The organism is Sedimenticola selenatireducens (genome assembly GCF_963675335.2).
Taxonomy (GTDB): domain Bacteria; phylum Pseudomonadota; class Gammaproteobacteria; order Chromatiales; family Chromatiaceae; genus Sedimenticola; species Sedimenticola selenatireducens.
In genome coordinates, this window is record NZ_CAXXYC010000004.1 from 1781104 (window position 1) to 1800478 (window position 19375).

Consider the following 19375-nt stretch of genomic DNA (forward strand, 5'->3'; position numbering starts at 1 on the left):
ATAGCGCCGGGATCAGGGGCGGCGGGGGAATTTATTGAAATCGGCCGGGCGCTTCTCCACAAAGGCGTCACGCCCCTCTTGCGCCTCGGGCGTCAGATAGAACAGTCCGGTGGCGTTGCCGGCCAGCTCCTGGATGCCGGCCAGACCATCGGTCTCGGCATTGAAGGAGGCCTTGAGCATGCGCAGGGCGGTGGGGGACAGCTGCAGCATTTCGCGGCACCACTGCACGGTTTCGTTTTCCAGTTGGTCCAGCGGCACCACGGTGTTGACCAGCCCCATCTCCAGCGCCTGTTGGGCATCGTACTGGCGACACAGGAACCAGATCTCCTTGGCTTTTTTCATGCCGACGGTACGGGCCAGCAGGCCGGCACCCAGGCCGCCGTCAAAGCTGCCCACCCGGGGGCCGGTCTGGCCGAAGCGGGCGTTGTCGGCGGCAATGCTCAGATCGCAGATCAGATGCAGTACGTGACCACCGCCGATAGCGTAGCCCGCCACCATGGCCACCACCGGCTTCGGCAGGGTGCGGATCTGGCGCTGCAGCTCCAGCACGTTCAGGTGCTCGACGCCGCTGCTGTCACGGTAGCCGCCGTCGCCGCGGATGGACTGGTCGCCGCCGGAGCAGAAGGCGCGCTCACCCGCACCGGTGAGGATGATGGCACCAATCTTGGGATCCAGATGAGCATGCCGGAAGGCCTGGATCAGCTCCATCACGGTTTCCGGGCGGAAGGCGTTATGTACCTGGGGGCGGTTGATGGTGATCTTGGCGATGCCCTCGGCCTGGTGATAGAGAATGTCGCTGAATTGAGTCCCCTCGGGGACCTGCCATTCGATGCTGCTGCCCATGACTACTCCAATGGTCTGATCACTGAAAGCGGGCATTTTAAACAAAACACCGCGGGTGGGTATAAAAAATGCCGATTAGGATTGTTCATCCGGTTGGCCGGACGTGTAATCCGACCAGCAACTTTGCCGGAAGGCATGGATACCCGGTAAATAGTTGTAGGTCCTGTTAGCCGAAGGCGTAACCTGGCAAGCGGTTTTGGCGTACTTTAATGGAGACCCAATATATTGTCAGATAGATTGCCGCTCTCCTGCACGCATATCAGGTTTTACTATCATCCGCTTCGCCGGCCAGGGCCTCGGCCACGGCACTGCGGTAGTGACGGTGGCGTTCAATGCTGAACGTTCGCTCGATCATCACTTCAATCAGCTGTGGCCCACCGGCCTGCAGCGCCTGCTCGAGGGCCGGGCGAAAGCCCGACTGGCGGGTTACCCGCTGATAACCGAGGTCATACAGCGCGGCACTGTGCTGAAAGTCCAGATTGGTGGCGGTGTTCCAGTAGGGTTCATAACTCTCCAGCGCCGACTGGGGCAGGTAGCCGAAGATGCCGCCGCCGTTGTTGTTGAGCAGGACGATCACCAGGTTGCGTCCGGCCGCTGCCAGCAGGCCGTTCATGTCGTGATAGAAGGCGAGGTCCCCCAGCAATGCGACGGCTGCGGGGTAGTCGCCGCAGCTCATGCCGATGAAGGTGGAGAGGTTGCCGTCGATGCCGCTGACGCCCCGATTGGCGTGTATACGCAGACGTTTCGCGGACGATCCGCTCCAGCTGTCCAGCTGCCGGATCGGCATGGAGTTGCCGCTGAACAGCAGGCTGCCTTCCGGCAGGGTCGCCAGCAGGTCCTGGATCAGGCAGCCCTCGAACGGTCGGTCATCCCGGGTTTCAGCTGACATTATCCTGTGGCTGACCTGCTCAAGCCGCTGGAACCGCTCCAGCCAGCCGGCGGGGCCGGGAGCAGGCGCTCGCGTGTGGATGGCGTCACACAGCAGGGCCGGGTCGGCCGCCAGGGTCAGCGCGGTGTTGGGTGGGGCAACCGGCCACTGCCGATAGGGATCGCACAGGATAACCGGGGCAACGGTCCGTTCCATGAACTGCAGCAGGGGCTTGGAGACCGGCAGGGCGCCGAAGCGCAAAATCCAGCCTGGCTTCAGTTCCACGCTGCTGGCGTCCAGATAGGCGTCATAGCGACAGATCACGGTCTGCCTGTCGTGTGCGCCGAAGCGCAGGTTGCTCAGGGGATCGGTGAGGATCGGGCAATGAAGCTGTTGCGCCAGCCGGGTGACGGCGGCGGCAAAGGACTCGTCGTGGTCCGTGGCGCCGCAGACGATTATCCCCGGTTGGCCAGAGATCAATGCCAGGGTGGTATTGAGTTGTTCCGGGTCTGGCGCTGGGCGCGAGATCGGGAGGGCGGATGCATCGTCCGGTTGGGGCAGGTCAATCCTTGACTCGGGTACTAGCGGCTCCCGCAACGGCAGGTTGATCTGCAGTGGACCGGGATGGGGTTGAAGGGCCTGTTTGGCGGCGCTGTTTCCCAGGCGATGCATACGCCTTCGTGCGGCGCTATCCGCTATGGCCGGGCCCGGATCATGGAAGGCGCGCAGATGGCTGCCAAACAACCGCTGCTGATCGGTGGTCTGGTTGGCTCCCCAGCCGTGCAGTTCGGGCGGACGGTCGGCGCTCAGGAGGATCAGTGGGATGTTGCTGTGGCTCGCCTCGATCACGGCCGGATACCAGTGGGCAGGTGCACTGCCGGAGGTGGCGATCAGGATCACCGGCCGGCCACTGGCACGGGCCTGCCCCAGGGCAAGGAAGGCGGCGCAGCGTTCATCCACCTGAATGCTGATCTCGATGGCCGGGTGGGCATCGCAGGCCAATACCAGCGGGGTGGAGCGGGAGCCGGGAGAGATGACGGCACGGGTTACCCCGGCGCCGGCAAGACCATCAATCAGTGCAAAGGCCCACAGGAGGTTGCTCACTCCCTGTGGCTGGTCAGGCATATTCCAGCGCCTCCAGCATGGTGCCGAATTTCAGTTCGGTCTCCTGGAATTCGGCAATCGGACAGGATTCACTGGTGATCCCGGCGCCGGCAAACAGTTCGGCACTTTCGCCATTCAGCAGGGCGCAGCGCAACAGTACCGCCAGTTCCCCGTCTCCCTGGTGATCCAGCCAGCCGGCCGCGCCGGTATACCATCCCCGGTTATCATTCTGGTAGGTACTCAGCCAGCGTCCTGCGCTGGCGCTGGGAAAGCCGTTGACGGCGGCGGTCGGATGCAGGTCGCTGGCAATTCGCAGCAGAGTGGTGTCACCCCGCAGCTCGCCGCTGATCCCGGTCCAGAGATGTTGCAGTTTGCGCAGCCGCTTCAGTGCCGGGCTATCCGGGGCCGCCAGCTTGTCGCAGTGTGCGTTCAGGCTGGCCAGGATGCCCTTGACCACCAGGGCGTGTTCATGGCGGGATTTGGGGTCATTCAGCAGTTGCCTGCCCAGTTCGTGATCCTCGTTGCGCTCGGTGGCGCGTCGGATAGTGCCGCCGATGGCGTCGCAGCGGATCAGCTGGTTGCTGCGGGTGATCAGCCGTTCCGGGGTGGCCGCCGCGAAGGTGCTGTTGTCCAGGCAGATGGAAAACAGCAGACTGCTGGGATAGAGATCATCCAGCGAGGCCATCAGGCGTGCCGGATTGAGCGGGTGGTCGGCGCGTACACTGATGCGCCGGAACGGGACCACTTTGTCCAGACATCCCTGGCGGATCTGTTGGGTCGCCTCGTTGACCTGAACTATCCACTCATCGTAGGAAGGAATAGCGGCGGTTCTGGCCAGTCGATTGGGACCCCGGCTGGGTTCCGGGTTACGCCCCAGGGAGTCGGTCAGTTCCTGCAGCAGGTGCCGGGCGCGCAGTCTGGCGCGTCTCGGGGCGGCGTGTCTGAAACTGAAGGTCAGGGCGCAGTTATCCGGCGTCTGGTGCAACAGCAGTTCAGGAAAAAAGATCGCGGCATTGGGCAGTCCGGCCCAGTTCTGCTGCATGGGGTCGTTCGGGTCGAAGGCAAAACCGGTAAAAGCGGCGGCGCGGAATCCGCACGTGTCCGGGTCCAGGTGGTGCCAGCTGGCGCGTTGTTGCTCGAATTGATCGGACAATCTGCTGAGCCGATCTTCACCCGTTGCGGTGAGGCGCAGGGCTTCGCCAATACCGAGCAGATAACGTTGTCGGCTGGGCTCGCCCCAGTAAAACCAGTTGCCATCCAGTCGCGGCAGCCGCTGCATATGCAGCTCTGGAGTTGTCAGGGTGATACTGATCAATTCATGGGTCTGTTTGCCGGCTCTGGGCGGCAGCGAGGTCAGGGCGCTTTCAAGGCGGCCCAGTATCGTCTGGATCAGTGATGGCCGATTGGGCATGTGGCTTTGCCACCTCTGGTATTAATGACAGGGCTGATCATACTGCATTCCGGCAGTGTGGCGCATTTCATCAGGCGATGATTTTTCTGCATATGATAATTATCAAGCCGCGCGATGCGCCATCCATACCCGGTGCAGAGGTCGCTGAATATGCTGGTCACGAATGATTTTTATGGGCCAGTATAAGTCGGGTGAATTTGACCCGAAGCGGCGGCATCTGGTATACATGCACGGCTTTTTTCGGTCCCCGGGCGATCCAAGATCGATTCCCGGGGTGTTTGATTTCCGGGGGGTAATCGAATATTGCCGACCGGGGGGTTTACTAACGACTGAAGTGACTCAGTCGACACAGCAGGTTTGACCATGAATAAATGGCTAGTTTCAGTTTCCATCCTTTTGGCTATGGCAGTCGGCGGCGCTCAGGCAGCTGGCGACGCCGAGGCCGGCAAGACCAAATCCGCCACCTGTCTCGCCTGTCACGGCGCAGATGGAAACAGCGCCAACGCGCTCTGGCCGAAACTGGCGGGGCAGCACCCCAGCTACATTAAAAAGCAGTTGCTGGAGTTCAAGGGTGGTGTGCGCAAGAACGACCTGATGTCCCCGATGGCCACACCGCTCAGTGAACAGGATATGGATGATCTGGCCGCTTACTTCAGCAGCCAGACCCAGACTCCCGGTACGGCCGCGGCTGATCAGGTCGAACTGGGTGCGACTATTTATCGGGCCGGTAACGCCGCCACCGACGTGGCGGCCTGCATGGCCTGTCACGGTCCTTCCGGCATGGGTAACCCGGGTGCCAAATTTCCGCGTATCTCAGGACAGCATGCCGCCTATATTGAGAAGATGCTGAAGGATTTCCGTTCCGGCGATCGCGCCAACGATAATGCCAAGATGATGCGCAATGTGGTTGCACGCATGACCGATAACGAGATCGCAGCCGTTGCTCAGTATCTGCAGGGGCTGCGCTGATCGGGTAACCGGCCATTCATGGCCTTCGCGACATAAGTCCATCCCTGGACAAAAAGGGGCAGCGATCAGGCTGCCCTTTTTTATGGCTCTGTCCCAATTATGTGTTGGTCTTGTTTTGGCTTAGCTTGGCGATTCGCCCGGTAGGAGCGGCGCCTCGCCGCGAATTCGGCCCGGGGCGGGCCTCCTACAGGTCAAACCCCTCTCCGGCGGCCAAGCGTAGCGGTAGGAGTGGCTTCAGCCACGAATTTCGCGGATAAATCCGCTTCTACAAAAAGGCCACCCCTCATGCAACAGGGTAACTGGGACATAGCCTTTATTATTGCTGAGTGCGCAGATTGTCCCGGCAGCCGGGAGGACCGTTGGATGTGCTAAGCCCAGGGACTGTTGAACCCCGGGCGTATTGGCGGGTCCGAAAGAATCAGTGGCTTGGATATATGATTGATGCTCAATAATTCAGCCGATTGGCCGCTTAACTCCTACAGAGGTACTAATATGAAGAAACATACGCTTATCCGGGTGCTGTCTCTGTTTGCTCTCCTGTTCCTGGCGCTTGAGGCCCCGGCGCAGACAAAATTTGAAGAAGAAGTACATTATTTCTCCATAATCCCCGCGCAGCCTGGTGGTGAAGGGGACAAGGTGCAGGTGCTGGAGTTCTTCTGGTACGCCTGTCCCCACTGCTACAACTTGGAACCGCACATCAATAAATGGCTGGAGAAGAAGCCGGATAATGTTGAATTCGTCCGCATACCCGCGATGTTTCAGCGGGCGGATGTAGTGCTGCATGCCAAGACCTTCTACGCCCTGACCCTGATGGGTGTGGAGGATGAGTTGAACGCGGCGCTGTTTGATGAAATTCATGTGCGGAAAAACAAGCTGGCCGACAGTGCGCAGATGGAAGCCTTTCTGGCCCAGAAAGGGGTAGATATAGATGCCTACCGCAAGGCAATGAAATCCTTTGCCGTGCAGACCCAGTCGCGCCGTGCAGAGGTACTGGCAAGCCGGTTTGATATTCGGGGTGTGCCGGCTTTTGTGGTAGATGGAAAGTACCGCACCAGCGGGCTTGAAGGCGACCTGCAGATGCAGGCGATTGATTATCTTGTTGATAAGGTAGTCACTGAAAAAAGCCTGAAAAAGCAGTAGACTGATTACAGTGTACCGGGGGAGTTCCAATGGATGACAGTGGTGGCCCGCAGCGTCTGAAGCTACTCAGCTATAACATACAGGCTGGGATAGATACACAGCGCTACCGCCAATATCTGACCCAGAGCTGGAAGCAGGTCCTGCCGCACCGGGACCGGCAGTTCAATCTTGACCGTATCGCCATGGTCATCCACGGATATGATGTTGTCGGGCTTCAGGAGGTTGATTCTGGAAGTCTGCGTAGCGGTTTTGTGGATCAAACTGAATACCTGGCCAAGCAGGCGACGTTTCCCTACTGGTATAAACAGGTCAATCGCAGCCTCGGCAAGTTGGCGCAGAACAGTAACGGCCTGCTATCGAGATTGCGTCCGTCGGAGATTTCCGAGTACAAACTGCCCGGCTTGCCGGGGCGGGGTGTGATCGTGTGCAACTTCGGCGGGTCCACCGGATTGACCGTCTGCATTATGCATCTGGCGCTAGGAAGACGGGCCCGTTTGCGTCAAGTCTCCTATATCCGGGAACTGGTGGCGGATTTGCCGCACGTGGTGGTGATGGGGGATCTCAACTTCGGTTGTGATTCCCAGGAGATGCGCCTGTTGACCCGGGGTGGTGGACTTACCCAGCCGGCCTGTCACATGAACACCTTCCCCAGTTGGCGACCGATCAGAAAGATTGACCATATCCTGGTCTCCGATACACTGCAGGTGGAAAATGCCAAGGTGGTGGAGTATCCGCTTTCGGATCATCTGCCGATTGGCATTGATGTAATTATACCCACCGGTATGCGTTTGGCGGCCTGATAAAAATGAACGAACAAGAAATAACTGCCACCCAGGACTGGAAGGTCCGATACCTGGACCTGGCCCAGCAGCAGTCGATGGAAAAGAGCGAGGCAGCGGAGACGGAAAAACTGCTCTGTCGTATCATTATCCGACTGACCCTCGCCACTAACGGACTGGATCCTGCCCTCGACCCCCATCTCTCGTCGCTTCGCAATGCGGTGAGAAAAGGCGTACAGCCCAATTTGAAGGATCAGCTGGGTGCCATTTCTGAGGCACTGATCCGGGCCAATGATGAGCCCGCGCCCGTCGCATCAGGTGATACCGACCTGCTCTCACGGTTGATAAGCCGGTCCGGCGTGACGGGCAGGAATCTGGCTAAGCTGCGCAAATTGGCGGAGCAGCTTGTAGCCGACGGTGACGGTGCTTCAGATGAGCAGGTTGACCGGTTTCTGCATCTGTTGACCGGCGCGGAAAACCGAAACGGTTCACCGGGCTTTCTACGCCGCTTTTTCCACACTTCTGCGGCCGCATCGGACGCCTCCCCGGATGAGGCTGTTACTCCGAATCAGCAACTGCTTAAATTGCTGGAGACGCTGGATTGGCCCGCCCAGCTCAGTCTGGATATCCGGCGCATGGAGCTGGAACTGGCGGCACAAAAGGATAGTGCCGCCTGGATTGAGGTGCTCTCCTCGCTGTTGTCATTGCTCTCCCGGTCGGTGGGGGAAGTGACGACCGAGATCCAGGACACTCGTGGTTTCCTCAAGGAGTTGACCCAGCGGCTGGAGGAGATTGACAAGCATGTCAGCAGTAGCAAGGAGTTGCGGCAGAAATCGATGGTGGAGGGGCAGTCCCTGGGCCAGAAGATGCGACAACAGGTCGGCGGCATCCGCGACAATATGAACGACGCCACCAGTCTTCAGCAATTGTGCCTGGAGATTGGCCAGCATCTGGAGGCGATCGAGTCCCATGTTGGCACGTTTGTGATCAATGAGGCCGAGCGCCATAAGGCGGCAGCCGAGCTGGAAGAGCAGTTGCGCAAGCGCCTGGAAGAGGTCCAGAGCGAAAGCCGTGAGTTGCGTGCCAAGATGATCGAGGCGCACCGCCAAGCGGCTACCGATACGGTGACCGGGCTGCCCAATCGCCTGGCCTATGACGAGCGGCTGGAGCAGGAGTTCGCCCGCTGGAAACGCTTTGGGGAGCCGCTCACCCTGCTGGTCTGGGATATTGATGACTTCAAGCGAATCAATGACCGTTTCGGTCATCATGCCGGTGACAAGGCGTTGCGTATCATCGGCCAGAGTCTGTTGCTTGGCTTGCGGGAAACCGATTTTGTCGCCCGCTTTGGTGGTGAGGAGTTTGTCATGCTGCTCACCGGTACCAACAGCGATGATGCCATGAAGGTGGCGGAAGCGGTGCGCCTCGAGGTGAAGGAGAGTGGTATCCATTCCGTGGGGAACCGGGTCGAGGTCACCATCTCCTGCGGGATGAGTCAATTTGCCCAGGGCGATACCCCGATGGACGTCTTCGCCCGGGCGGATCGGGCGCTCTATGAGGCAAAGCGGGCCGGCAAGGACTGTATTGTTGTTCACTGATTATCAGGTCATTCAACCCTCAGAGTTCGCCGGGGTTTTGCCCACCCGGCCATAATAACGGTTGCTGTACATAGAAATAATCCCACTCTTCACCTCCCTGCTGCAGGGTTTGCATCAACCCGGCAGTGGGTACCGCCTCGCCAGGGAACACCTGTGAGATGGCGATAAACAGCCGGGCGGCCCCGGCCATTTGCCGCCAGTTGAGATCCCGCCAACTGCTTTCTTGCCCACACTCCGGACAGCGAATCTCCCGGTCTGGCTCAGCGATCTGCTCCTGCCACTCATGGAACCGATGGCGACAGCCGTGGCAGCGGGGTGGCCGGCTGTTTTGACCGGTTATCAATCGTGGGGCCGGATAGGGGCCCAGCAGTCGGATGGAGCAGAGGGCATTGTCACTATTGGTGTTGGCAGTCAATGGCACGCTGGGCGAGCAACCCAGAAAGGTAATGCGCTGCAGAAAGTGAGGGCCGGTCAGAAAGTGCTGCGGCATGCCCGGTAGTGGCTGGCCGGTGAGGCCGGTCTCCGACAGTCGGGTCAATAACTGTGAAACCTCCGGCAGGGGCTGGTCGGCGGTAGGGTGAAAAATCAGATATCCGGCATTCATCGGTGGGTCGGGACCTTGGAAATCGGTTTGTAGGCTGCATGGTAACGGATATCGATGCCAAGTGTCCCTGTTGGATTGTTATGTGATAACATAACAATCCAACTAAATAATTCCGTGTTCCGTCCATGCATTTGATCATACGAACCCTGCTGATATTGCTGTTGCTTGCATTTGGCACAGTGGTCTCTGCCGAACCGCTTTCGGTTTACGTCACTATCCTGCCGCAGAAGTTTTTTGTGCAACGACTGGGGGGGGAGCACGTGCGGGTCTCGGTGCTGGTGGGGCCGGGTCAGAGCCCGGAAACCTTTGAGCCATTGCCCCGGCAGATGGCGGTACTCTCCCGTGCGGCACTGTTTTATCGCATCGGGGTGCCGTTTGAGGATGCCTGGATGGATACTGTTCAAAGCGCCAATCCGCGGATTGCCCTGCTGGATGCACGCCGCGGGCTGACGTTGCGCGAGATGGAGCCCGCGGGTGGTCACCGCCATGATAATGATCACCGCCATGCACACGAGCAGGGGGATCCGCATATCTGGCTCGATCCGGCCAATGTGCGGGTTATGATCGGCCATCTGCGTGACCAGTTGATTGCACTGGACCCGCCACATGCGTCCGCCTACCGGGAGAATCACGCCCGCTTTCATCAGGAACTGCTGGAACTTGAGCAGGAGATCCAGACTCTGTTGAGCCCGTTGAAGGGACGCCGGTTCATGGTGTTTCATCCCTCCTGGGGCTACTTTGCGGATGCTTTTGGCCTGCAGCAGATGCCCATCGAAAGCGAAGGGAAAGAGGTGGGCGCCCGTACCCTGAAACGGCTGATCGAACAGGCCCGGGCGGAACAGATCCGGGTGATCTTTGTGCAGCGGCAGTTCAGTCAGAGCCAGGCGTCGGCGCTGGCGGCCGCGACGGGTGCGCGGCTGGTCTCCCTCGACCCTCTGGCAGAATCCTATATTGAGAATATGCGACAGGTTGCCAGGGCAATCAGCGAGGCCTATCAATGAACCCTTCCCCGGTGGTGTCGCTGCAGGATGTGTCGTTCTCCTATGGTGGCCCCTGTGTATTGGATAACGTCAGCCTGGAGGTCGGCGAGCATGAGTTTATCGGAATTGTCGGTCCCAATGCGGGTGGCAAGAGCACCCTGCTGAAATTGATGCTGGGACTGCTGGAACCGCTCAGGGGCAAGGTGCGGGTTTTGGGTGAGTCGCCCGAGCGCAGTCGTACCCAGATCGGCTATGTTCCCCAGTACCCCCAGTTCAGCCGGGACTTTCCGATCACCGTGGAGCAGACGGTGATGATGGGGCGGCTGGGCATGTCGGGTCTGTTTGGTAACTACCGTCGTCGTGATCGGGAAGTGGCACGGCAGGCGATGGTCGAGACCGAGGTGGCGGATCTCGCCGCCCGGCAGCTCTGCACCCTGTCGGGCGGCCAGTTGCAGCGGGTGTTGATGGCGCGGGCGCTGGCCTGCGAGCCACGCATCCTGATGCTGGATGAGCCGACGGCGAATATCGATATGCGTATTGAAACGGAGATATTCGACTTGCTGAAGCGGTTCAACCGGCACATGACCATTATCGTGGTCTCCCACGATGTCGGCTTCATCTCCGGCTATGTGAGTCGGGTCGCGTGCCTGAACCGTACCCTGATCTGTCACCACACCGCCGCCATCGATGGCGACGCCATCCGCGCGCTCTATGACGCCGATGTAAGGATGGTGGAGCATCGGCACTAGTGGGGTCATGATGGAATTTTTCAGCGCACTTTGGGAACACCCCTTTCTGCAACACGCACTGATCGGCGGCCTGCTGGCGAGTATCGGCTGCGGTATCATTGGTAGCTATGTGGTGGTCAAGCGGATCGGTTTTCTGGCCGGAGGCATTTCTCACAGCGTGCTGGGCGGCATGGGTATCGCCTTCTTTTTCGGCTTGAGCCCCCTGGGTGGGGCACTGACGGCGGCCGTGGCCTCGGCCCTGCTGATCGGCTGGGTACGGCTGACCTGGCGTGAGCAGGAGGATACCCTGATCGGCGCCCTGTGGGCGGTCGGTATGGCGATCGGTATCCTGTTCATCTCCAAGACGCCGGGCTACAGTGTCAGCCTGATGAGCTATCTTTTTGGTAATATCCTGATGGTGAACCTGGCTGATATCTGGATGATGGCAGGTATCGACCTGATTATTCTGCTGACCGTTTCACTCTGTTATCAGCAGTTTCTCGCCGTCTCTTTCGATGAGGAGTTTGCCCGACTGCGCGGTGTGCCGGTCACTTTTTTCTACCTCCTGCTGCTCTGTATGGTTGCGGTAACCGTGGTGCTGCTGATTCAGGTGGTCGGTCTTATCCTGGTCATCGCCCTGCTCACGCTTCCGGCGGCGATTGCCGCCCATCATGTGCGCAGTCTGGGTAAGATGATGCTGCTGGCGACACTGCTGGGTGCCCTTTTCACCGTGCTGGGGCTGATTATCTCCTATACGCCTGACCTGCCGGCCGGCGCCACCATCATCCTGGTGGCCGGGGTCAGCTATCTGGTCTCGTTGCTGTTCAGCACGGCCAGGAAACGCAGAGAGCTGCGCCAGCAACTGGTAAAGGCGGTGCAATGAAACCGGGATCATGTCATACCAACTGTCAACAGACGCTGCGTGTTGCAGAGCGGCTCTGTGAGGGGCGGGGTGCTCGCCTGACGCCGCAACGCCGGCAGGTTCTGGAGATCCTTTGCGCCAGCCCCAAGCCGCTGGGCGCCTACGATATCCTGGACCTGTTGAAGAGCGGGGTGCCGGCCGCCAAACCGCCGACCGTTTACCGGGCGCTGGAGTTTCTGTTGCAACAGGGCCTGGCGCACCGAATCGAGTCACTGAATGCCTATATCGGCTGTGTCCATCCGGACCATCCCCACGCCAGCCAGTTTCTGATCTGCCGTGACTGCGGCGAGGTGCGGGAATTGGAGAGCCGGAGTGTTGATCGCACCCTGGGTAGTGCCGTCAGGGAGTGTGGTTTCAAGGCCGATTCCCGGGTGATTGAAGTGACCGGCCGCTGTCTGCGGTGCAGTGAACAGGGGCGCCCATGAAACGCCTGGTGCTGCAGCTGCTCAAGGGGTACAGCTATCTGGTCAGTCCGCTGTTGGGTAACAACTGCCGCTACTATCCCAGCTGCTCGGCCTATACCCGTGAGGCGGTGGAGATTCACGGGGTGCTGCGCGGACTGTGGATGGGTACCCGGCGTATCCTGCGCTGCCATCCCTTTCATGAGGGGGGCTATGATCCGGTGCCCGGGTCGGAGTGCCGGCATAAGCACTGATACGAGGTTTCCTGATTCCCAGTCCGACTTGGCAAGCGTTCGTTTCTTTAGTCGTGAATGAACGCGAATACACGCAGATAGCGCGATTTATCCTGTTGGGGCCGTTGTGGGTGTAGGTCGCGTTAGCCGAAGGCGTAACCCGACAGATCGAGCCTGTTCGTCGGATTACGCTGCGCTAATCCGACCTACGATCCATATCCACCATCTGTAGAGCCACTCCCGGCCGTCCCTGGCCTCTGCGGCATGGACAAAAAGCCGGCCACGGGGGCCGGCTCGAGTGCCTGAAAGCGGGGAATCAGGCCGGCAGATTGATCAGCTTGAGTCCGGTCATGTCCTGCATCACCCGGATCACCTGGTTGCTGTAGCCGGCCTCATTGTCATACCAGACATAAAGCACGGCGCGGTTGCCATCGACGATAGTGGCGGCAGAGTCCACGATACCGGCCTCGGTGGATCCGACCAGGTCACTGGAGACCAGTTCGGTGGAGGTGGTGTAGCCGATCTGTTCACGCAGGGTGGAATTTAACGAGGCATCCCGCAGCAGGCCGTTCAGCTCCTCCAGGCTGGTCTCCCGGCCAAGATTCAAGTTCATGAGGGCCATCGAGACATTGGGGGTGGGGACGCGGATCGCGTTGCCGGTCAGCTTGCCCGACAGCTCGGGCAGCGCCTTGGCCACCGCCTTGGCGGCGCCGGTTGAGGTGATCACCATGTTCAGCGGAGCACTGCGTCCGCGTCTTTCCGCCTTGTGGTAGTTGTCGATAAGGTTCTGGTCGTTGGTATAGGCATGGATGGTCTCGAGGTGACCGTTATTGATGCCCAGGCTGTCGTTCAGCACCTTGAGTACCGGGACGATGGCGTTGGTGGTGCAGGAGGCGGCACAGAGGATCTGGTCTTCCGGGCTGATCTCGTCGTGGTTGACGCCGTAAACGATGTTCTTGATATCTCCCTTGGCCGGAGCGGTCAGCAGTACCTTGGAAGTGCCTTTCGATTTCAGGTGCAGACCCAGGCCGGCCTCGTCTTTCCAGATGCCGGTATTGTCTACCACCAGCGCGTTGTTAATTCCGTATTGGGTATAGTCGATGGAGTCGGGAGAGTCGGCGTAGATCACCTGAATATAATTGCCATTGGCGATGATTGCTTTGCTCTCCTCATCGATGATGATGGAGCCGTTAAAAGGGCCATGTACTGAATCGCGGCGCAGCAGGCTGGCGCGTTTTTTCAGATCGCCCTCTCGTCCCCCGCGAACCACGATGGCACGCAGACGCATCTTGTTGCCGGCACCGGTACGCTCGATCAGCAGTCGGGCGAGCAAGCGGCCAATGCGGCCGAAGCCATATAGCACCACGTCCTGGGGGCCGGCCAGCGGGCTCTTCCTGCCGGTGTTGATCTCAGCCAGCTGCTGCTCCAGGAATGCCTGCATGCCGGGGCGATCTGTCATGCTCAGGTAGGCGCTACAGAGCTTGCCGAGGTCGAGGCGTGCCGGTGAGAGGTCCATGCCGGCGATTGCCTCGAGCATGGCAAAGGAGGTGGCGATATCCAGCTCCACCCCTACCATCTGGCGGGCGTAGCGATGGGCCTTGAGAATGTCGATAGTGGTGGCATTCATCAGCCGGCGGCCGTACATCAGGATCACCAGGCCTCTGTCACGGTAAAGCTGTCCTACCAGTGGAATCATCTTCTCGGCCAGGTTCTGGCGATCTTTCCACTCATTCAGGTACTGCTCACTTGCATTCAAGCTCATGTCTCAACCCCGCTCCAGCGCGCTGTTTTTTCAGATTAAAGAAGAGTTTACTGCCTAATAAACACCTGTGGTGTGCGCGGATAATAGCAGAAAACGGCTGTTTTGTGCGGTGCAAAATAGAAAAAACGGCAAATATAATTGGATAGTTATACTAATTAACCGTCTTGTTCTGTTTTGCTTGATCGGGAGGTGTGTTGCGCGTGTCAAAATCCGTTTTTTTCGGTTTGGTTATGCTTGGTTGCCTGTGTGTGCAGCATGATGGGAGGCGGATGGCAATGCACGACACTGTCGGATGATATGGGCATGCGGGGTTGATCAACCGGGAGGCGGGCCTCTTGAAGGTTGTTCCCAAGGGCCATGAGGTATTTATTCAAATACATGCACAGTTCTTCAGCTAGATCCTGTCGGCCACGGCCGGGTGCTTGTCCCGTCCGTGGCCTTGCCCTCAATACATGTGCTGACCCCCGTTGATGGAGAGGGTCGAGCCGGTAATGAAACCGGCGCTGTCATCCACCAGGAACAGTACCGAGCGGGCGATATCTTCCGGCTGCCCCAGGCGGCCGACCGGGATGGTGCGGATGATTTTCTGCAGCACCTCTGCCGGTACGGCCCGGACCATGTCGGTCTCCACGTAGCCGGGGGCAATGGCATTGACGGTTATCCCCTTGGTGGCGCCCTCCAGGGCCAATGCCTTGGTAAAACCGTGAATACCGGATTTGGCGGCTGCGTAGTTGACCTGTCCATACTGACCCGCCTGGCCGTTTACCGATCCGATATTGACAATGCGTCCGAAATTGCGTTCGCGCATCCCATCGATCACACAGCGACAAGTGTTGAAGCAGGAGGCAAGGTTGGTCTGTATCACCTTGTCCCACTGCTCAAAGCTCATCTTGTGCATGGTGCCGTCGCGTGTGATACCTGCGTTATTGACCAGTACCTCGACCGGCCCAATGGATGACTCGATGGACTGGATGCCGGCCGCCACCTGATCAAAATCGCTCACGTCAAACTTGACGGCCTTTATTCCGGTGCGTTTGGTAAATTCAGTAGCGGCCTGTTCATTACCACCGTAGTTGGCCACAACCTCATACCCGTTATCTTTCAGAGCGACACAGATCGCTTCACCTATGCCCCTTGTGCCGCCCGTTACCAATGCTACTCGCCCCATGATCTACTCCTTTTGATGCTTTTGGATTGTCAGATGCCGATACTCCTGAGGCATCGCTTGCCTGTCGGGATGTGGCGCTGCCACAGGTGCTCCACAGCACCGGTTGGCACCATTTCTGTCGTAGCGCGTTAACTCGTGTCTGTTTTCTGTTGGGGTCCCGATGGCTGCAGTCCAGACACGATCCAGACCTTCAAGGCTGATACCATACTACCGAAAAAACGGCACTTGTGAATGAGGATCAAAATAGCAGAGAGTTCTAATATGCCGGTATTGATTGAATAGTTGCCATTTGCGGGTAATTCACGTGAAATAGCTCGTTTGGCCAACCCATAAATTCAGCCGGACGACACATTTAAATGAAATTTCTCTCCTTTTTTCATCTCGCGTTGGTCATTGTCTTTGCCGCTCTCAACGGCATCATGCTCTATCTTTTTATGCTGCAGCTCCCTTATGGCCTGGACCCGTTCCTGTTCAGTCTCGCCTCCTGGGATAAGCTCAGTCCGCAGATTGTTTACGTAGCGGCCATTTGCGCGCTGATTGCCGTGGCCGGGGCTGTTCTGGTGCAGCGCTTGCCGGAGCTATGGAAAAATCGCCTGCTCTATGCGCGTAGCCAGTTCCCACACCCGGCCAGCGATGCCTTTCTGACTACCCGCAAACAACCCTTTGAGTCGCGTGATCTGCAAGCCAAATTTCCCATGGTGAAGGACTCCGGCTTCAGTCGCAGGGTGCAGACAGAAGTGTGGCTTGATGCCTACCAGCGGCATAATGGCAAGGCAGTGGTGCTGAACACCCGCATTCATTGGGACATGTTGCGGGATATCTATATCCTGAGTCTTTATTTTCTCGGCTTCTTTCTGGTCGGCTGGATTATAAACATGGGCGTGCCTTTCCAGATTGTCGGCATCTACCTGTTTTTGTATGGAACCCAGACCCTGTTCCTGCTGTTCACTGCGCGTCGAACCGGTTTCCGGGTGGTCGATAACGTACTGGCGTTGGAGTTGGGGATGGAAGAGGACAGTAGTAAGCCGCTGGGACGGGGACGCAAGTAACCCCAGGACTTTTGATTCAGCTCACCACGATCAGATCCTTCAGTCGAGGCGGACGCTTACTGCGCCGATAGGCGGCCTGGGCCAGAAACAGCTCACCCGCCGCCAGGGCATCAGTCAATGCATTATGGGCGGGGTAGCGTGGCAGTCCGTAACGTGCGCGCGCCTTGGCCAGGCGCAGGTCGCCTGAGCGGATCGCCTGATCCTGCATTCTGTATTGGCGCACCTCAAGCGCCAGGGTATCCACTACCGGGCAGAGAAACGGATACCCATAGAGATTCCGACAGGCGTGATTCAGAAATTCGTACTCGATGGCGGCGTGGTGGGCCAGCAAGGCCTTGCCTTTTAGGGCATGCAGAATAATCGGTAGCACCTCTTCCAGCGGCTGGGCCCCGGCTGCCCTGTCATCCAGAATTCCGTGCACCACGGCGGAGGCTTCCGGAATGTCCACGGTGGGCCTGATCAGGATATGCGTGGCGTCACCCAGTATCAGGCGATCTCCCCTGACGGTCGCGTAGCCGACGCTCAGGATCTGGTCCTGGCTGGCCTCAAGTCCGGTGGTTTCGAAATCGATTGCCAGGTAGTCTACCTGCCGCCAATCGGAGTCGCGGGCTGGGAAGGGGGTTTCGTAATAATCACGTAGCGGACCATCGGGCATCTTGCGGGTCCACCAGTTTCGGCGCTCCTCCAGATTGAATAGATACTTCCAGATGGACACCGACTACCTCAGGTATCGCTGGCTGAGCACGTTCTGCATGGTGCGGACGACCGAAAAGGCGTCTTTCAGGTGGCTGCGCTCGAAATGGGAGAGATCATCCGGTGACATGTAGTTGTTGGGTGCCTCGCCCGCCTTGATCTGCCTGGCCTGGTGGCGGATGCGTAGCGAACTGACGAACTCCAGTGCATCGCGCAGATCATGTGCGCCGCCATGCGAGACCTCGCCGCCGGAGGCCACCTCCTTGAGTCGGTCCTGGGTATTGATGGCGTGGCTGCCGGCCGCCAGGGCGTAGACCCGGGCCAGATCGACAATCGGCACGATGCCGGTATGTTTCAGGTCGAAGGTGTGGTCATGCTCGCCGCCGCTGATCAGGACGAAATTACGGAAAAATCCCAGGGGTGGCTTGAAGCTCAGTGCGTTGCCGGCCATGTAGGCCAGGAAGATCTGATTACCGCGGGTCTTGTCGAGCAGGTACTGGCGCAGTTCGCGGAACAGATTTTTCTCGCCATGGATACAGCGCAAGTCAAAAAACACGCAGGTCAGCATCAGCGCCTTGGGCTCCGGCTGATTGATCCATTGATTGAAGTAGCGCTTCCAGCCAGCCAGGGGCTGGCGCCACTTGTCGGTGGTGGCCATCATCTCACCCGGGCAGTAGACGTAGCCGCAGGCATTGAGGCCGTCGCTTACAAACTGGGCGAGCGCCTTGAAGTATTCCCCGTGCGTTTTCGGATCGTAGGCGTCATCCAGTACCAGGCAGTTATCCTGGTCCGACTTCGCGGTCTGTTCACTGCGAGCCTGGGAACCGGCGGCAACCCAGGCATAGGGCACCGGCGGTGGGCCGAAACGCTCTTCGGCAAGCTGTAGCAGGCGTACGGTAATGGAGTCGACAACCGCCGTGATGACGTGGCCGATACTGTTTGCCGTGGCATCCGCGGCGGCCAGGTTGAGCAACAGTTGCGGCAGTTTGGCGCTGATGCTGGCCAGTCCCTGCGCATCGTGCTGTTTGTAGATTGAGCTGACCAGATAGACCGCCGACGTGGTGTGGCGCTGGGCAAAGTCGGTAGCCGTCAGCATGCCTGCCACTTCACCGTTACGTAGAATCGGCAGGTGATGAATGTTGGCCCGGGCCATTTGTAGCATGGCGTTAAAGGCGTAGTCACTTGCATCCAGCGTTTTAGGGTCGGCCGTCATGATGCTGCTGATCGGCAGGCTGGTGTCGAGCCCCTTGGCGACCACCCGGCGGCGCAAATCCCGGTCGGTGACGATGCCAACCAGTTTCGCATCCTGGGTAATAAGGATAGAGGAGACCCGCTCATCGGACATGACACTGGCGGTCTCCTGGATCGAGGCAGTCGGCGGCATGCTGATGGGCTCGCGGCTGATCATGTCACCGATCTGGGTAGCCATCAGCCCCAACTGGCTGCTGCCGTCTTCTCCGGTGGAGCTGATGGCATCGCGCAGCCGGTCACCGCCCGCCGGCTCAAAGAAATAGGAAAACTGCGGATGCTCCCTGCAGAACCGGTCCACATCCGCCGCCGGTAACAGGTAGACCAGGCTATCCTCCATGGCGGTACCTTGAAACTCCGCATGCCCCTCCATGTGAGAGGCGCGGTATCCGAACAGATCGCCTTCACCCAGCTGGGCCAGCAGTTCATCCTGGGTGCCGTGGATCTCCACTGCGCCACTGCGCACCAGGTAGAGATAATCATCAATGCTGCCTGAATCGGGAATGGTGGTACCGCGTCGGAAATACCTGACCTGCAGCATTTCCGGCATCTGGTTGAGGGCCTGCTCCGAAAGCTGATCAAAAGGGTGATGGGCGGAGAGGAAGTCCCGTATTTCTATCAGTTCGATTTCCATGTTTACTCCCTTTCGCAAGCTCGGTTGGTGGGGATAGTCAGTGAACTACGTATTTAGCACTTGACTCAAGTTAGCCGCGAATGAATACGAATTAACGCAAATTGGTTAACAGTTATTTACCGGTGCCCGTAGGCCGCATGTATTGCATCGTAACCGCCAAGCACGCCAAGTGCGCAAAGATTAAGGAAAGGGGTCAGTTTTCCCTGGCGTACTTCGCGTTCTTTGCGGTTACTTGCTTTTAACC

The 19375-nt window shown here is 58.8% G+C and carries 19 protein-coding genes; 11 read left to right on the plus strand and 8 right to left on the minus strand.

The features are described from left to right. Positions 1–12: 12 nt before the first annotated feature. The 3 genes from menB to ACHZBF_RS19550 all read right to left on the minus strand — a co-directional run bounded on the left by menB (position 13) and on the right by ACHZBF_RS19550 (position 4226). Positions 13–843 carry a 1,4-dihydroxy-2-naphthoyl-CoA synthase gene (gene menB / locus ACHZBF_RS19540; protein ID WP_029133189.1) on the minus strand — a complete coding sequence of 277 codons (831 nt, stop codon included), beginning with the start codon at positions 841–843 and terminating at the stop codon, positions 13–15. Between the two features lie 259 nt (positions 844–1102). Then, the gene (gene menD, locus ACHZBF_RS19545) at positions 1103–2836 is read right to left on the minus strand and encodes a 2-succinyl-5-enolpyruvyl-6-hydroxy-3-cyclohexene-1-carboxylic-acid synthase (protein ID WP_321529363.1); all 1734 of its coding nucleotides are present in this window, start codon (positions 2834–2836) and stop codon (positions 1103–1105) included. Next, positions 2829–4226: an isochorismate synthase gene (locus ACHZBF_RS19550; RefSeq protein ID WP_029133188.1), complete on the minus strand. Its 1398-nt coding sequence runs from the start codon at positions 4224–4226 to the stop codon at positions 2829–2831. The genes menD and ACHZBF_RS19550 overlap by 8 nt, the downstream gene beginning before the upstream one ends. On the opposite strand from ACHZBF_RS19550, the gene ACHZBF_RS19555 reads away from it, so the two are divergent. The 5 genes from ACHZBF_RS19555 to ACHZBF_RS19575 all read left to right on the plus strand — a co-directional run bounded on the left by ACHZBF_RS19555 (position 4211) and on the right by ACHZBF_RS19575 (position 8709). Beyond that, on the plus strand, positions 4211–4393 hold the full coding sequence (locus tag ACHZBF_RS19555; protein WP_157606772.1) for a hypothetical protein: 183 nt from the start codon (positions 4211–4213) through the stop codon (positions 4391–4393). The genes ACHZBF_RS19550 and ACHZBF_RS19555 overlap by 16 nt on opposite strands. Before the next feature lie 196 nt (positions 4394–4589). Continuing rightward, positions 4590–5195 (plus strand): c-type cytochrome, encoded by a 606-nt coding sequence (locus tag ACHZBF_RS19560; RefSeq protein ID WP_321529364.1) that lies wholly within the window; start codon positions 4590–4592, stop codon positions 5193–5195. Positions 5196–5687: 492 nt separating this feature from the next. Continuing rightward, on the plus strand, positions 5688–6335 hold the full coding sequence (locus ACHZBF_RS19565; protein ID WP_321529365.1) for a thiol:disulfide interchange protein DsbA/DsbL: 648 nt from the start codon (positions 5688–5690) through the stop codon (positions 6333–6335). A 29-nt stretch (positions 6336–6364) separates the two neighbouring features. Continuing rightward, the gene (locus ACHZBF_RS19570) at positions 6365–7135 is read left to right on the plus strand and encodes an endonuclease/exonuclease/phosphatase family protein (protein WP_029133186.1); all 771 of its coding nucleotides are present in this window, start codon (positions 6365–6367) and stop codon (positions 7133–7135) included. Between the two features lie 5 nt (positions 7136–7140). Further along, positions 7141–8709, plus strand: a complete 1569-nt coding sequence (locus tag ACHZBF_RS19575; RefSeq protein WP_321529366.1) for a GGDEF domain-containing protein — start codon at positions 7141–7143, stop codon at positions 8707–8709. A gap of 19 nt (positions 8710–8728) precedes the next feature. Here the strand turns inward: ACHZBF_RS19575 and ACHZBF_RS19580 are convergent, their stop codons facing one another. Next, positions 8729–9313: a zinc ribbon domain-containing protein gene (locus ACHZBF_RS19580; protein ID WP_321529367.1), complete on the minus strand. Its 585-nt coding sequence runs from the start codon at positions 9311–9313 to the stop codon at positions 8729–8731. Positions 9314–9438: 125 nt separating this feature from the next. Here ACHZBF_RS19580 and ACHZBF_RS19585 point away from each other — a divergent pair, with 125 nt between their 5' ends. The 5 genes from ACHZBF_RS19585 to yidD are packed head-to-tail and all read left to right on the plus strand — an operon-like array spanning position 9439 to position 12598. Then, positions 9439–10314 (plus strand): metal ABC transporter solute-binding protein, Zn/Mn family, encoded by an 876-nt coding sequence (locus ACHZBF_RS19585; protein WP_321529368.1) that lies wholly within the window; start codon positions 9439–9441, stop codon positions 10312–10314. After that, a complete protein-coding gene (locus tag ACHZBF_RS19590; RefSeq protein WP_029133183.1) occupies positions 10311–11042 on the plus strand; it encodes a metal ABC transporter ATP-binding protein in 732 nt (243 codons plus the stop codon). The genes ACHZBF_RS19585 and ACHZBF_RS19590 overlap by 4 nt, the downstream gene beginning before the upstream one ends. A 7-nt stretch (positions 11043–11049) precedes the next feature. After that, a complete protein-coding gene (locus ACHZBF_RS19595) occupies positions 11050–11904 on the plus strand; it encodes a metal ABC transporter permease (protein ID WP_321529369.1) in 855 nt (284 codons plus the stop codon). Next, positions 11901–12368, plus strand: a complete 468-nt coding sequence (locus ACHZBF_RS19600) for a transcriptional repressor (protein WP_273438026.1) — start codon at positions 11901–11903, stop codon at positions 12366–12368. Before ACHZBF_RS19595 ends, ACHZBF_RS19600 begins: the two co-directional genes overlap by 4 nt. Further along, positions 12365–12598 (plus strand): membrane protein insertion efficiency factor YidD, encoded by a 234-nt coding sequence (gene yidD, locus ACHZBF_RS19605; RefSeq protein ID WP_029133180.1) that lies wholly within the window; start codon positions 12365–12367, stop codon positions 12596–12598. The genes ACHZBF_RS19600 and yidD overlap by 4 nt, the downstream gene beginning before the upstream one ends. 295 nt (positions 12599–12893) lie before the next feature. On the opposite strand, the gene ACHZBF_RS19610 is transcribed toward yidD, so the two are convergent. Further along, on the minus strand, positions 12894–14339 hold the full coding sequence (locus tag ACHZBF_RS19610) for a glyceraldehyde-3-phosphate dehydrogenase (RefSeq protein ID WP_321529370.1): 1446 nt from the start codon (positions 14337–14339) through the stop codon (positions 12894–12896). Between the two features lie 445 nt (positions 14340–14784). After that, positions 14785–15507 carry an acetoacetyl-CoA reductase gene (phbB, locus tag ACHZBF_RS19615; protein WP_321529371.1) on the minus strand — a complete coding sequence of 241 codons (723 nt, stop codon included), beginning with the start codon at positions 15505–15507 and terminating at the stop codon, positions 14785–14787. Positions 15508–15863: 356 nt separating this feature from the next. Between phbB and ACHZBF_RS19620 the strand changes: the two genes are divergently transcribed. Beyond that, entirely contained in the window at positions 15864–16556 is a 693-nt protein-coding gene (locus ACHZBF_RS19620; RefSeq protein WP_321529372.1) for a hypothetical protein, read from the plus strand. A 16-nt stretch (positions 16557–16572) separates the two neighbouring features. Here the strand turns inward: ACHZBF_RS19620 and ACHZBF_RS19625 are convergent, their stop codons facing one another. Further along, on the minus strand, positions 16573–17271 hold the full coding sequence (locus ACHZBF_RS19625; protein ID WP_245621701.1) for an exonuclease domain-containing protein: 699 nt from the start codon (positions 17269–17271) through the stop codon (positions 16573–16575). Positions 17272–17274: 3 nt separating this feature from the next. Beyond that, positions 17275–19131: a putative nucleotidyltransferase substrate binding domain-containing protein gene (locus ACHZBF_RS19630; protein ID WP_029133175.1), complete on the minus strand. Its 1857-nt coding sequence runs from the start codon at positions 19129–19131 to the stop codon at positions 17275–17277. Between the last annotated feature and the right edge of the window lie 244 nt (positions 19132–19375).